This window comes from Kribbella sp. NPDC049584, assembly GCF_040675555.1.
Lineage (GTDB): Bacteria > Actinomycetota > Actinomycetes > Propionibacteriales > Kribbellaceae > Kribbella.
In genome coordinates this window covers 89575-102555 of record NZ_JBFAPF010000006.1, presented here as the reverse complement: position 1 = coordinate 102555, position 12981 = coordinate 89575, and the positions used below count along the sequence as shown (strand labels likewise).

Below are 12981 nucleotides of genomic sequence, written 5' to 3'. Positions count from 1 at the left end.
CTGATGTTAGCCTGCGAGACATGGAGTATCGCGGGCACGAGCTGAGCGCGAACGTATCGATGCTGTTCACCGAGCTGCCGTACCCGGAGCGGTTCGCCGCGGCAGCAGCGGCCGGCTTTCGGGTCGTGGAGTCGTGGTGGCCGTTTGCCGTACCCGATCCGTCGGCGGCCGAGCTCGATGACTTCGTGCGGACCGTTTCCACGAGCGGTGTCTCGCTGGGTGCGTTGAATTTCTACGGCGGGGACCTCGCGGGCGGCGAGCGTGGGGTCGCGTCCCATCCGGATCGGCAGGACCAGCTCGCGGCCAACGTTTCGGCGATGGTCGGCATCGCCGAACGGACCGGATGCCGGTTGTTCAACCTGCTCTACGGCCAGCTCGACGACCGCTGGTCCCCGGACGAGCAGGCGAAGACGGCTTTGGATGCGATCCGTTCCGCGGCCGCGGCTGTCGGCGCTGTGGGCGGGACGGTGTTGATCGAGCCGCTGGCCGAGGGTCTGAACGGCCGCTACCCGCTGCTCACCGCGGACGACGTACTTCAAGTGATTGCCGCAGTGCAGGATGTCGACAATCTGTCGATGCTGTTCGACACCTTCCACCTCGGCAGCAACGGCGTCGATCTGCTCGCCACGGCGGCCTCGGTGCCCGTCGCTCACGTCCAGCTCGCCGACAGTCCCGGGCGGGGCGAGCCCGGATCCGGATCGCTACCGATCGCTGCGACGCTCGATGTGTTGAAGGCGGCCGGCTATCAGGGCGTCGCGGCCTGCGAGTACAAGCCGACGACGGACACCCTCACAAGTCTGGCGTGGCTCGACTAGCTGCCTGCGTCAACGCATCCACAACCGCTGCTACGGCAGGCGTTCTGGTACGCCGGGTCAGCAGGAAGACCGCTCGTCCGACAGTTCCTTCGGCTGGGAGCCGTACGGCGACACCTGGCGCGCCCTGGCCGATCACCAGATCCGGGAGCAGTGCGCCGGCACCCGTCGTACGGACGAGTTCGAGCAGGATCAGGAAGTCGTCGGAGCTGTAGCGCAGATCGGGCTCGAACCCGCCGAGCTCCCGGCACACGCGGACGTGCATCTCGCGATGACCGGTTCCTGGTTGGCAAGCCGCCCACGGCAGGTCGGCGAGCTCAGCGATCGGGACCCGCTCAGCCGCAGCCGACGGATGGTCTTCGGGGAGGACGACGCGGATGTGTTCGCGGAGCAGGTGCTCGCGCTGGAGATCCGTATGTACTGCGCGCGGCTGGCCGTCGTACTCGTCGCCGACCATCACGTCCAGTTGCTGCAACCGAAGCGCTGGCGCGGCCTGTTCGACCTCGAGCTCGGCGGCCTCGACGCGGATGTCCGGGTAGGCGGAGGCGAGGCTGCGGATCGCCGGCGCGACGATGCGGATGAAGGCGGACTGGAACGCCCCGATCCGAACGACCCCGGCGACTCGACCCGCGGCGACTGCGGCCAACTCGGCCTCGGCCGCCTCGACGCCATCGAGCAGCGTGGTCGCGTGCCGGACCAGGACCTGGCCCGCGGCGGTGAGCCTCACATTGCGGCCGACCCGTTCAAGCAGCGGCGTACCGGCCTCGCGCTCCAGGACGGCCAACTGTTGGGAGATCGCGCTGGGCGAGTACCCGAGCGCGCGGGCCGCGCCGTGAATCGTGCCGCGACCGTGGACCTCGCGCAGCAGACGCAGCCGGTGCAGATCCATCATCCGTTCAGCTTAGCTTCACGATGCTGTCCGTGAAGCCGCGATGGACGTGAACGGTCTACTGGTCGGACCATCGATGTCGTGGGACGCCTCTTCTGTCTTCTTTCCGCCGCCGCCTTCGGAGTCGTGGCCGTGTTCGGCAAGCTCGCGTACGACGCGGGCGTATCCGTCGATGCGCTGTTGCTGGTCCGGTTCGGCCTCGCGGGCGGGCTGCTGCTGATCGTTGCGCTCGCCCGCGGTTCACTGCGCAATCTGCCGCGACGGGCTGTGCTGACCGGATTCGGCATGGGTGTGTTCGGCTATGCAGCGCAGTCCGGTCTGTACTTCTCGGCGCTCGCCCGCCTCGATGCGTCGCTGGTCGCGCTGATCCTGTACCTGTATCCGATCCTGGTCATGGTCGCGGCGATCGCGCTGCGTCGGGAGCAGGCATCCCGCCGGCGCGTGTGGGCGTTGGCGATCGCGCTGATCGGGATCGGGCTGGTGCTGAGCGGAGCGCTCTCCGGGCAGTTCGACCTGCTGGGTGTGCTGCTGGCGTTGGGTGCGCCAATCGTCTACACCGGGTACATCCTGGTCGGCGATTCGCTGACGGCCGACGTACCGCCGCTGGCGTTGACTGCGCTGGTGTGCACAGGGGCCTTCGGCACCTTTCTTGTTCTCGGGCTCTTCCGGGGCATCGAGTTGAACTTCGCCCCCGTCGGCTGGCTGTGGCTGGCGGCGGTGGCGTTGATCAGCACGGTCGCGGCGATCCTGTTGTTCTTCGCGGGGATGGCGCGGGTCGGTCCGTCGGTCGCATCGATCCTGTCGATCTTCGAGCCGGTGGTGACGGTTGCTGCGGCGGCTGTGGTGTTCGGGGAACAGCTCAGTGCTACCCAATGGATCGGCGGCGCGTTGGTGCTCTCCGCCGTACTCATCGTGCAGTGGCGACCGCGGTCGTTGCTTTCGCGGACTTCACCGGAAGTGACTGCGGACTTGACGGTATGAGCTTCAGACAGCGCGGGGCTTGATCGCGCTCACGGCGTACATCGTCAGTGACATGTGGAACGCGCCGCGATCGGCTGCTTCGCCGAGAGTTCGTGCGAAGGCTTCGGCCTCTTCGGCCGTGATCACGCCGGCCTGCAACGAGGTCTGATGCATCATGCCGACGAACCCTTGCCGGGCGCCTTCCTGCGGCTCGAGCCACGTCGCGGCGGTCTCCCCGGTGATCTCGAGGCCCGCCTCGGCGAGTAGGCCGCGCAGTTGGCGGCCGGAGTACGGGTTAGCAGTCTCGTGGAGGAAGTAGCCGACCATCCGCTGCAGTACGTCGGGATCCGCCGGGTGGATGATCGCCGTACCCCAGTCGGTGTCGATGAGCACGATCCGGCCGCCAGGCCGCAGTACGCGCGCCATCTCTTTCACGACCGCGGCGGGATCGTCGACGTGTTGCAGGACTCGCTCCGAGCGCAGTACGTCGACCGACTCGTCCTCGAAGGGCAGCGCCTCGGCGTGACCGTCGACGTACTCGACGTCCGCGCCGGCCGCCCGGCGCAGCGCTTCGGCTCGCAGACCGGGACTCGGCTCCACCCCGATTGCTCTGGCGCCCAGCTCGTGGAGCGCGACCACATCCTCGCCGGTCCCCGAGCCGACGTCGACCGCCGTCTCCCCCGCGGTCGGCGCGAGCTGGTCGAGTGCCCAGGCTTTCAACGTGCGTACTGCGGGCCGGCCCGCCATCTGGTCCAGGACGAACGCCTGCCGGTCGATGTTCTGGTCGGCCACGTGCGCGGCCCGGAAACTGCCGCGCTCGGTGACGAACCCCGCCCCGCCCGGCACTTCGGTATCGGTCATACTGATCTCCCCCTTCAGTAGGCCGAGCGTAGCGCCGGCCGGGGCCGGTTTCATGGCAGCGGCTGCCATTCGTCGTTGCGCATCCGGAGAATCGCCCACCCCACCGCGGCGAATCCGGCGGCCTCCAGACCCCAGCCGATCAGGTCGAGCGTGTGACTGCTCACGATGACGGCCGCCACGAAATGGATCGGTTGCGAGACGAGCACGGCGATCGCGGCCCAGCGCGGCCCGACGTGGGAGCGCCACATCGCGATGCCGAGCAGGATCGTGCCGAGCACGTGACCGATCACGAAGACGAAGCCGGCCACGCTCATCGAGCCGTGCGTGACGTCGGCGGCCTTCGCGATCGACGCCGGGTCGAGTCCCGCCGTACCCGCGGACCAGGTGAACACGTCGCTCGCCGCGGTCCACGGCAGGGACAGGTACCCCGCGATCATCAGGACCACCGCCGCCGCGGTAAGCCACGGCGTACTGCGGCGCGTCAGCCGGCCGACGAAGTACACGCCGGGTACGAGTGTCAGGAACGCGATGTAGCCGAGCCACAGGACGAACGAACTGCGGTCGAGGTTGCCGACGATCTTGTTGACGATGGTCGGAACGTCGTCGGTCGTGTTGTAGGGCAGGAAGTACCGCAGCAACGCCACCGCTGCCGGCCCGATCGGAAGGATCAGGGCGGCCGTCCATCGCCACAGCGGGCGGATGTCCGCGTGCGTCGTCGGCGTCGCTGCGTGCGTCATCGGGGTTTGCGTCATCGCGCACCTGCCAGCTCACGGCGTGGCAGCAGCACCGCAACCACGCCGACGATCGTCGCTGCGACTCCGACACCGGCCGCGACAACCGCTGCGGTGGGTACGTCGGATGCGAAGAAGGCCGGCACCGCCAGCAGCGCGGACGCAATGCGCAGGGTGATCAGCGGAGCGAGCGCCCATCGCTTGCCGCGCCACGCGAGCACTACCAGCACCAGGCTGAGCAGCCCGATCACGGCCGAACCGATCGCGATGCTCATCGGCGGGTGATCACCGTCCGTCGTCAACGGCGTGGCAAGATCTGCCAGGCCGAGCAGTCCGAGCAGAACCAACCCGAACTTGTTCATCTCAATACCCCCTCATCAGGTGTTTCCGACTGCCCAACCGTCGCTTGCCGTGTGGGGGTCAGGCCTGGGCGTGCGCTCCCTGCGGCTCAGGCGGTTCCCCGCTCCGGCCGGGATTCCGATCCCGAGACGCCGGGAACCCTTTGGGCGCACACTTCGGGTATGACCACCACCGCAGCGAGCCGAAGGGGTCTCGTCGGCCTGCTTGCCGGCTTCGTGGTCGCCGAGGTCGCGGTCGCCGTCGGCTACCTTCTCGCGATCGGCTGGGGCTGGCACGAGCTGGTCGACTCGTTCATGGTGACTAACGGCCTGATGGCCTTGACGTTCGGTCTCTGCGGCGCCGTCATCGCGTGGCACCGGCCGTCCAACCCGATCGGCTGGCTCTTCCTCGCGGACGGGATCGGCCACGCGACGACGCCGCTCGGAGGTGCGTTCGCGCAGTACCTTGCCGACACCGGCGCCTCGGTCGCCGCGCAGCGCGTGCTCGTCACGATCTCGATCGCCGCGTGGCCCTGGTCGATCGGGCTCTTCCTGCCGTTGGCGCTCCTGCTCTTCCCGACCGGCCGTCTCCTGTCGCCGCGCTGGCGGTGGGCGGCCATCGGTGTGGTGGTGACCGCCCCGCTCTTCGTGCTGGAGATGGTCGGCAGCGGTGATCCCGTCTCCCCCGGCCTTCCGCACGGTTACCTCGCGATCCCGTCGTACGACGCGCTGCAACCACTGTGGACGGCGACCGAACTCCGCAACCTGGTCGCGATCCTGCTGGCGATCGTCTGCCTGACGATCCGCTATCGGCGTGCCGACGAAAAGGGCCGACGGCAACTCTTGTGGTTGCTGCTGGCATCGGTGATCGCGATCTTGTTCGTGACGCCGTGGGCCTTGGTCGCGGGTACGCCGATCCTTGTGCTGCTGGCGATTCCGCTGATCCCGATCTCGGTGGCGGTGGCGATCGTTCGCTACCAGTTGCTCGACATCCGGTTGGTGATCTCGCGGGCGCTGACCTGGGGACTTCTGTCGTTGGGTGCCATCGGCATCTACGCGGTGCTGGTGGCGCTACTCGACTCGCTGATCGCGTCGCAGGTCGGGCGGTCCGCGGCGGTCACGGTCTTCGTCGCGCTGATCATCGCACCGGTTCTGCCCCGTCTGCAGCAGCTCGTCGATCGAGCGCTGTACGGCGATCGGCACGACCCCGCGCGGGTCGCGTCACGCGTCGGCGAGCAGTTGTCGGCCGGGCTCCCCGGTGTCGTCGCCGCCATCCGCTCCGCGCTACGTCTTCCGTACGCCGCGTTGATCGTCGACGGCGAGGTGATCGCCGTCGACGGCACGCGGGGAGCCGTCGTACCGCTGGACCTTTCGTACGGCGGGGAGGTTGTCGGATCGCTCGATATCGGCGTGCGATCGGGTGAGTCCGGGCTGTCGTCGGCGGACCGCAGCGTGCTCGGGCTGGTCGCCGTACCACTCGCTGTTGCCGTGCACGCGACCCGGCTGTCCGCCGAACTCCAGTCCTCCCGCGAGAAGCTGATCTCCGCCCGCGAAGAAGAACGCCGCCGCCTCCGCCGCGACCTCCACGACGGCCTAGGCCCCACCCTCACCGGCATAGCCTTCTCCGCCGACGCCGTAGCCAACCTCATAACCCCCAACACCTCCGCCGATGCTTCGCAGGCTGTTGAGCTTTTGACGAGGTTGCGTGCTGATATCCGGACTGCGATCGGCGACATCCGTCGGCTTGTGGACGATCTGCGGCCGCCTGCGTTGGATGAGCTCGGTCTGGTTGGGGCGTTGCGGCAACGGGCCGATCAGTTGTCGTTCCGTGCGGACGGCGCCTCGATTCAGGTCGCGGTCTCCGCCAACGGGTTGCCGACGTTGCCGGCTGCGCTCGAGGTCGCGGCGTACCGCATCGCCACCGAAGCGCTCACGAACGTCGTACGCCACTCGCGCGCGACGTCCGCCGTACTCGCGCTCCGCTGCGGCAGCGACCTCGAGATCGAGGTGACCGACGACGGCCCACCGAACGGTGCCTGGCGCCCCGGCGTCGGCCTGCAGGCAATGCGCGAACGCGCCGCCGAACTCGGCGGCACCTTCAAGGCCGGCCCCACACCGACCGGCGGCATGGTCCGCGCTTGTTTCCCCCTCGCCACGACAACAGCCACGACACCAGCCACGACACCAGCCACGACACCAGCCACGACACCAGCCACGACGACAGCCACGACGACGCCGGTCTCCCGCCGAGAAAGGCGCGAGATGCCCGAGGCTCCGACTGCCCCGACGACCTCCCCGCTGGAGCCGCGATGACCATCCGCGTCGTGCTGGCCGACGATCATCCGGTGGTCCGAGCCGGCCTGGCAGCACTCCTGACGTCGCTCCCCGGCATCGAGGTCGTCGGCGTCGCGTCCACCGGCCGCGAGGCGGTCCGCGAGGTCATCACGAGCCGCCCTGATGTCGCCGTACTCGACCTCCAAATGCCCGACCTCGACGGCTTCGCCGCCACCCGCGAGCTAGCACGATCAGCGCCGGACACCGCCGTACTCGTCCTCACCATGTTCGAGGACGACGACTCGGTCTTCGCCGCCATGCGCGCCGGCGCCCGCGGCTACCTAGTCAAAGGTGCCGAACAGGAAGAGATCGCTCGAGCCATCCGCGCCGTCGCCGCCGGCGAAGCCATCTTCGGCCCCGGCGTCGCCCGCCGCGTCCTCACCTTCTTCTCCGCCCCACCGCCCGCCGACGACCCGTTCCCCGAACTCACCACCCGGGAACGTCAGATCCTCGACCTGATCGCCGCCGGCCTCTCCAACCCCGCCATCGCCGACCGCCTGAACCTGGCCTCCAAAACCGTCGCCAACAACGTCTCCACCATCTTCACCAAACTAGGCATCGCCGACCGCTCCACCGCCATCATCCAGGCGAGGAACGCAGGGCTGGGGACCGAGGAATCGCGTTGAGGTAGCGGTTGCCGATGGTTTGGAGGTGGGTGAGGAGTTCTGGTGGGCCGTCGACGTGGAAGTCGAGGCCTAGCATGCCGATATAGACGGCAACGATTTCGAGGGAGTCTGCGCCGGTGACGAGGACGCACGTGTTGTCGTCGATGGATTCGACGATGCCGACGGCGGCGTGGATGCGGGACAGGACTTCCTGGGCGGGGGCGTCGACGATGATGCGGGCGTGGACCTTCCAGCCGGTGGTTGCGACGTCGCGCAGTACGAAGTCGGTGTAGTCCTCGTCGGCGATGGGGCGCGGCTGGTACTTGCGACCCGTTGCCATCCGCAACGTTATCCAGTCGACGCGATACGTCCGCCACGTTGACTGTTCGTCCCGCGCGACGAGGTACCAGTAGCGCTGCCAGCTCACGAGACGGTAGGGCTCGACGAGAATCGGCAAGTCCTGTACGACGCCGGATCCTGCCCCGCGGGTCGGGCTGCCCGGCGCGACGGCGTAGTCGAACCGCAGGTAGTGCTCGTCGCGGATGCAGGCTGCGATCGTCGCGAGTACGGCGGGATCGATCTCGGGATCGGCCACGTTCGACCCGGTGTTGTCGGGCCCCTTCTCCATCGCCCGGTGGATCGCGGTGACCTGGCGCTGGAGACGATGCGGGAGGACCTGCTCAAGTTTGGTCAGCGCGCGAGTGCTGCACTCCGCCATCCCCATCACGCCGGCGCCGGTGCGCAGTCCGACCGCGACCGCGACCGCCTCCTCGTCGTCGAGCAGCAGCGGCGGGAGCTTCGCGCCGACACCGAGCTGGTAGTGCCCGGCCGGGCCGCGGGTCGCATCGACCGGGTACCCGAGTTCGCGGAGCCGGTCGATGTCGTTGCGGATCGTCCGCGTCGTCACCTCGAGCCGCTCGGCCAGCTCCGTGCCGGTCCAGGCCGGCTTCGTCTGCAGCAACGCCAGCAAGGACAGCAGCCGCTGCGAAGTCTCGAGCACAATCAATCTCCCAATTAGGAATCTAATGTTCCTATACGGATTCTACGGTAAACCCATGAGCACAAACGAGAGCATCCAGTCCTTCACCGTCAAGATCGACCACGCCGACCTGGACGATCTGCAGGCCCGTCTCGCGCGGACCCGGCTGCCCGAGCCCGCTCCCGGCGACGACTGGGACCTCGGCACCCCGAACCACTACCTCCGCGAGATGGTCGACCGCTGGCAGAACACGTTCGACTGGCGCGAGCAGGAAGCGCGGATGAACGAGTTCCCGCACTACCTCACCGAGATCGACGGTCAGACCATCCACTTCATCCACGTGCCGTCCGCCGTCGAGGGCGCGACGCCGCTGCTCCTGCTGCACACCTACCCCGGCTCGTTCGTCGACTTCCTCGACATGATCGGCCCGCTGACCGACCCCGCGGCGTACGGCGGCTCGGACGAGGACGCCTTCTCCGTGGTGGTCCCGTCGATGCCGGGCTTCGCCTTCAGTACGCCCCTGGTCGAGCGGGGCTGGACGATGGCGCGGGTGGCGAGGACCTACGACACGCTGATGCGACGGCTCGGCTACGAGTCGTACGGCGCGCACGGGTCCGACGGCGGCGCGATGATCTCGCGCGAACTCGGCGTACTGAACCCTGAAGGTTTCCTCGGCCTGCACGTCCTGCAGCTGTTCTCGTTCCCGTCGGGCGACCCGGCCGAGTTCGAGAAGTTCACGCCGGAGGACTACGCGGCGCTCGAACACCTGAAGTGGTTCCAGTCGGTCGGCGGGTACAACGCGATCAACTCGACCCGTCCGCAGACCGTTGCCGTCGGCATCTCCGACTCACCCGTCGGCCAGCTGGCCTGGAACGAACTCTTCAACAACTTCGGCAACGGCACCAGCCTGGTCAGCCGCGACCAGATCCTGACCGAAGTCTCGCTGTACTGGTTCACGAACAGCTCGGCCGCGGCCGGCCGCTACCACTACGAGGAAGCGAACTCCGGCGCCGAGCCGCAGCTCAACCACGCGCCGACCGGCGTCGCCGTGTTCGCGGACGACTTCAAGACGATCCGCCCGCTGGCCGACCGCGACAACACCAACATCGTCCACTGGTCCACCTTCGAGAAGGGCGGCCACTTCGCCTCCCTCGAATGCCCGAACGACGTAACCGCCGACCTACGGAAGTTCTTCCGCAGCCTCTGATCGTTTGAGGGCCGGCTCGCAGATCGCGGGCCGGCCTTCTCAGCCTTTCAGCTCGATCTTGCCGACCACCTTCGGCCCGACGGTGTCGAGCATGAGAATTCCGTCCTGGAAGAAGTTGCTGAGGTAGATCCGCTGGCCGTCCTCGCTGACGGCCAGGTCGATCGCCGCACCCAGGTCGTCGCTGAGTGACCCGACCACCTGGTGGTTGCTGAGGTCAACGATCCGGACCACGTCGTGGCCCCCCTCGGTCCCGAGGACGTAGAGCTTCTTGCCGTCCGAGGCCGCCGTCCGTGACCCGTCCGGCAACGGCTGCGGCGTCGGCCGGGTGGTGTCCACATTCGTGTTGATGACGGCGTACTTCGCAACGCCGATCGCGTACAGCATTCCGTCCCGCCCCGGCGCGAGATCACGCGGTTCGGAATCGAGCATGATCGGGGCCTGCGCAGCCTGACGGGTCTTCGTGTCGATCACCGCGACGCTGTCCGACCCGCCCGCGACGTACAGGCGTTCGCCCTTCTCGTCGACCGCGATATCCACCGGGTCCGGTCCGCTGGCAATCGGACCGCCGACCGTCTGCATCGTGTCGGTGTCGACCTCGGTGATCGTCTGAGACGCTTTGCTGAGCACGTAGAGGCGGTGGGCCGCCGTGCTCAACGTCAGCTCGGTGGAGGCAGGCGCGACCGGGATGGGTTGACCGACCACCTTCCACGCGGCGACGTCGATCACCGAGATCGTTCCGGACTCGAGGTTCGAGACATACAGCTTCGCCCCGTCGGGCGAGAGGACGAGCCGGCTCGGTTGGACGCCGACGCGGAGCGCATCGCCGACTTGCTCACGGGTCGTCGTACTCAGCTTGATGATCCGCCCGTTGCTGATGTCGGCGGCGTACAGGAACTGGTTGTCGGGGCTGACGGCGAGACCGATCACGGTCGGCGCCTTGGCGGCGGCCGGTACGACGGCGATCGCGACCCCACCGAGTACGGCGGGAGCGAGCAACGTTGCCGCCATGAACCAGCGTGCTGTCGGCAGGCTGGTGCTTGCCGGCCGGATGACGGCGACGATGCCGAGCAGCAACCAGACGGCGAGCAGGCCGAGCGCAGGCAGGCTGAAGCCGTCAGGCTTGTGGAAGAGACCGATCCAGACGACGAACCCGCCGACCACCCAGCCGGCAATGAACGGACGTCCGAAGTTGAGCAGTGGACCAGCAAGTGCCAGCTCGGCACCGAGGATGCCGAGGAGGGCCGGGAGCAGCCGGTCGAGGGTGGTCGGGCCGAGGAGGTGTGGTCCGTGGCGGTACTGGTCGACCACCAGGACGAGGATGAGGATCGCCGCTGCGACGCCCAGGAGTAATAGCCGTCCGTTGGGACGGGCCATCGCCGGGCGCCATCTGACGAAACTCAGGACACCCGCAGCTAGCCAGGCCAGATGGGCCGCAGCAACCAGCCACCCGGGGCCGACCTTCAGGGGCGCGGGGAGCAGGTCCGTCAGCCAAGTCGTCAGCAGTACAGCACTCACCAGCCCCGGCACCGACAGGCCCGCCACGAATACCGGCCCCGCCTCGCGGAGCCTCAACTGCGCGACCACCGCTACGCCGAGGACCGTGGCAACGGCGATCGAGTACCACGTCGCGTCCAGCGCCGCGGACGCGATCGCCAGTCCCGCGGCCGCTACCGTCAACAGGAAGATCGGAAGGTCGATCGTCGGCAGACCGAGACGATCGCGCCATCGGCGTACGGTCGCCCGTGCGGCGTTGCCGAAGGTCGGTCCGGTTGCCCGCGGTCGTGGCTGAGGCGACGCTGATGCGACCGGCTGCGGTTTGGGCTGCGGCGGTGCGTCGAGGTAGGCCTGTGCCGTGGTGGAGATCGTCCGGCTGTCGTCGTTCGTCAGCTGCTCCAGCTTCGCTCTCGCCGTTTGCCGCACGTGCTCGTTGCTTGCCTGCAGCAACTGTCCTAGCTCCTGGAGGCCTGCCTCCCGTAACGGCTGCAGAGGACTGTCCAGGTTCGCGGTGATCCGCGCCGGCAGCGTCCACCCCACGTTGGCGGCGATGACGGTCCGGCCCTCGACGTCGGCGAACTGCTTGGGCCGCTGGCTCGGCTGCTCGGCGACCACCGCGTCGTACACGTAGCGATACAGCTCATCCGCGGTGATGTCGCCGTCGGCATCCAGATCGGCTGCACCGCTGCGCAGACCCGCCACCACGTGACGCGTGAACACGGACTGCGCCGCCTCGCCGTGGATCTCACTGCCTTCGAACGCGTACTGCCTCGAGTCCGTGGCTGTCAGCACGATCCGGCCGCGACCACCGAGTTCGGCTTTCGTATGTATCGCTGCGTCGGACTTCGCGTACCGTTCGACGGTGTACGCGCCCGCGTAGCAACAGTCCAGAATCAGGATCTTCTGCCGGGCCGAGCTGTCCTCGACGGCCTCATCGATCATGTGCGCCGGCAGAGCGCTGAACCGCAACCGCTCACGTTTGGTGTTCTTCATCGCTAGGTAGAGCCGGCCGTTGTCGTCCTTCAGACCGTGACCGCTGAAGTACAGCAGGGTCAGATCGTCACGCTCGGCCGATGCGTAGAACTCACCGATCGCCTCGCCCACGCGACTCGTCGGTTCGTTGATCAGCACCTGCACCTCGAATCCCGCGATCGCAGGATCTTCGAGTACGTCGGCCAGCGCCTCCGCGTCCTGCGCCGGCGTCGTGAGTCGGCGCAGCCCGGCGTCCTCATACTCGTATGTCGCCACCAGCAACGCCCGTCGACGCCCCACGGTTCAGCTCGCTTCGTGCTTGCGCAGGAACGCCTCGATCAACCGTTCCTTCTCCTCGGTCGTCGCCGCGTCCACCTCGATCGAGTCCGCGCCGATCGTCAACGTCACGCGCTGCTGCGGGCTCCGCCGTACCAGCCAGTCCTTGAGAATCGTGACCAGCACCGACACCATCCCGCCGGCGCCGCCCAACGCGATCGCAACCTGACCCACGACGGCGGCATCGCCCTTGCTGCCCTCGGGAGCAGCCGTCCGTACGTCGCGGGTGTCGAACTCACCCAACTCCCGCCGCAACTGCCGTATCCCCCGATCGGCAAACTCCGGATCGTCGTCCACCAGCCCGACCTGCACCCAAACCCCCACAGAACCCCTCCCAGCAATCGCGACTCATGATCCCGGGTCCGGGTGTGATTCCGCAACGGTCGGTAGCCATTTGCCGACGCAACGCAGAGAGCCCGGAGTGCTCACGCACTCCGGGCTCCTTTGGGCTCCACCCTTCTGG

12 protein-coding genes are annotated in these 12981 nt (G+C 67.9%); 5 read left to right on the top strand and 7 right to left on the bottom strand.

From position 1 onward, the window contains the following. The first annotated feature begins 20 nt into the window (after positions 1-20). Positions 21-815 (top strand): TIM barrel protein, encoded by a 795-nt coding sequence (locus AB0J62_RS21785; protein WP_363873806.1) that lies wholly within the window; start codon positions 21-23, stop codon positions 813-815. Here AB0J62_RS21785 and AB0J62_RS21780 read toward each other — a convergent pair. Then, positions 790-1704 carry a LysR family transcriptional regulator gene (locus tag AB0J62_RS21780; protein ID WP_363873803.1) on the bottom strand — a complete coding sequence of 305 codons (915 nt, stop codon included), beginning with the start codon at positions 1702-1704 and terminating at the stop codon, positions 790-792. The genes AB0J62_RS21785 and AB0J62_RS21780 overlap by 26 nt on opposite strands. Positions 1705-1782: 78 nt before the next feature. Between AB0J62_RS21780 and AB0J62_RS21775 the strand changes: the two genes are divergently transcribed. After that, positions 1783-2682 (top strand): DMT family transporter, encoded by a 900-nt coding sequence (locus tag AB0J62_RS21775; RefSeq protein ID WP_363873800.1) that lies wholly within the window; start codon positions 1783-1785, stop codon positions 2680-2682. A 3-nt stretch (positions 2683-2685) separates the two neighbouring features. Here the strand turns inward: AB0J62_RS21775 and AB0J62_RS21770 are convergent, their stop codons facing one another. From AB0J62_RS21770 to AB0J62_RS21760, 3 genes are read right to left on the bottom strand one after another with little or no spacing between them, the layout of a single operon-like run. Next, positions 2686-3522: a methyltransferase domain-containing protein gene (locus AB0J62_RS21770; RefSeq protein WP_363873797.1), complete on the bottom strand. Its 837-nt coding sequence runs from the start codon at positions 3520-3522 to the stop codon at positions 2686-2688. 50 nt (positions 3523-3572) lie between these two features. Continuing rightward, on the bottom strand, positions 3573-4274 hold the full coding sequence (locus AB0J62_RS21765; protein ID WP_363873794.1) for a hypothetical protein: 702 nt from the start codon (positions 4272-4274) through the stop codon (positions 3573-3575). Next, positions 4271-4615, bottom strand: a complete 345-nt coding sequence (locus tag AB0J62_RS21760; RefSeq protein WP_363873791.1) for a hypothetical protein — start codon at positions 4613-4615, stop codon at positions 4271-4273. The genes AB0J62_RS21765 and AB0J62_RS21760 overlap by 4 nt, the downstream gene beginning before the upstream one ends. Before the next feature lie 159 nt (positions 4616-4774). Between AB0J62_RS21760 and AB0J62_RS21755 the strand changes: the two genes are divergently transcribed. Further along, complete coding sequence (locus AB0J62_RS21755; protein WP_363873788.1) at positions 4775-6904, top strand: histidine kinase; 2130 nt, start codon at positions 4775-4777, stop codon at positions 6902-6904. After that, complete coding sequence (locus AB0J62_RS21750) at positions 6901-7551, top strand: response regulator transcription factor (protein WP_363873785.1); 651 nt, start codon at positions 6901-6903, stop codon at positions 7549-7551. Before AB0J62_RS21755 ends, AB0J62_RS21750 begins: the two co-directional genes overlap by 4 nt. On the opposite strand, the gene AB0J62_RS21745 is transcribed toward AB0J62_RS21750, so the two are convergent. After that, positions 7505-8530: a WYL domain-containing protein gene (locus tag AB0J62_RS21745; RefSeq protein ID WP_363873782.1), complete on the bottom strand. Its 1026-nt coding sequence runs from the start codon at positions 8528-8530 to the stop codon at positions 7505-7507. The two genes, AB0J62_RS21750 and AB0J62_RS21745, sit on opposite strands and share 47 nt — an antisense overlap. A gap of 55 nt (positions 8531-8585) precedes the next feature. On the opposite strand from AB0J62_RS21745, the gene AB0J62_RS21740 reads away from it, so the two are divergent. Continuing rightward, positions 8586-9716: an epoxide hydrolase family protein gene (locus tag AB0J62_RS21740; protein WP_363873779.1), complete on the top strand. Its 1131-nt coding sequence runs from the start codon at positions 8586-8588 to the stop codon at positions 9714-9716. Positions 9717-9755: 39 nt separating this feature from the next. Here AB0J62_RS21740 and AB0J62_RS21735 read toward each other — a convergent pair whose 3' ends face one another. Both AB0J62_RS21735 and AB0J62_RS21730 read right to left on the bottom strand, forming a co-directional pair. After that, positions 9756-12482 carry a caspase family protein gene (locus AB0J62_RS21735; RefSeq protein WP_363873776.1) on the bottom strand — a complete coding sequence of 909 codons (2727 nt, stop codon included), beginning with the start codon at positions 12480-12482 and terminating at the stop codon, positions 9756-9758. 3 nt (positions 12483-12485) lie between these two features. Continuing rightward, positions 12486-12842, bottom strand: coding sequence for a hypothetical protein (locus AB0J62_RS21730; protein WP_363873773.1), 357 nt, complete (start codon positions 12840-12842; stop codon positions 12486-12488). Positions 12843-12981: the final 139 nt, after the last annotated feature.

Bases quoted from the DNA above. Each gene is read 5' to 3' on its own strand.
- AB0J62_RS21755 (WP_363873788.1), top strand. From the start codon at position 4,775: ATGACCACCACCGCAGCGAGCCGAAGGGGTCTCGTCGGCCTGCTTGCC.
- AB0J62_RS21765 (WP_363873794.1), bottom strand. From the start codon at position 4,274: ATGACGCAAACCCCGATGACGCACGCAGCGACGCCGACGACGCACGCG.
- AB0J62_RS21780 (WP_363873803.1), bottom strand. From the start codon at position 1,704: ATGATGGATCTGCACCGGCTGCGTCTGCTGCGCGAGGTCCACGGTCGC.
- AB0J62_RS21760 (WP_363873791.1), bottom strand. From the start codon at position 4,615: ATGAACAAGTTCGGGTTGGTTCTGCTCGGACTGCTCGGCCTGGCAGAT.
- AB0J62_RS21740 (WP_363873779.1), top strand. From the start codon at position 8,586: ATGAGCACAAACGAGAGCATCCAGTCCTTCACCGTCAAGATCGACCAC.
- AB0J62_RS21750 (WP_363873785.1), top strand. From the start codon at position 6,901: ATGACCATCCGCGTCGTGCTGGCCGACGATCATCCGGTGGTCCGAGCC.
- AB0J62_RS21770 (WP_363873797.1), bottom strand. From the start codon at position 3,522: ATGACCGATACCGAAGTGCCGGGCGGGGCGGGGTTCGTCACCGAGCGC.
- AB0J62_RS21785 (WP_363873806.1), top strand. From the start codon at position 21: ATGGAGTATCGCGGGCACGAGCTGAGCGCGAACGTATCGATGCTGTTC.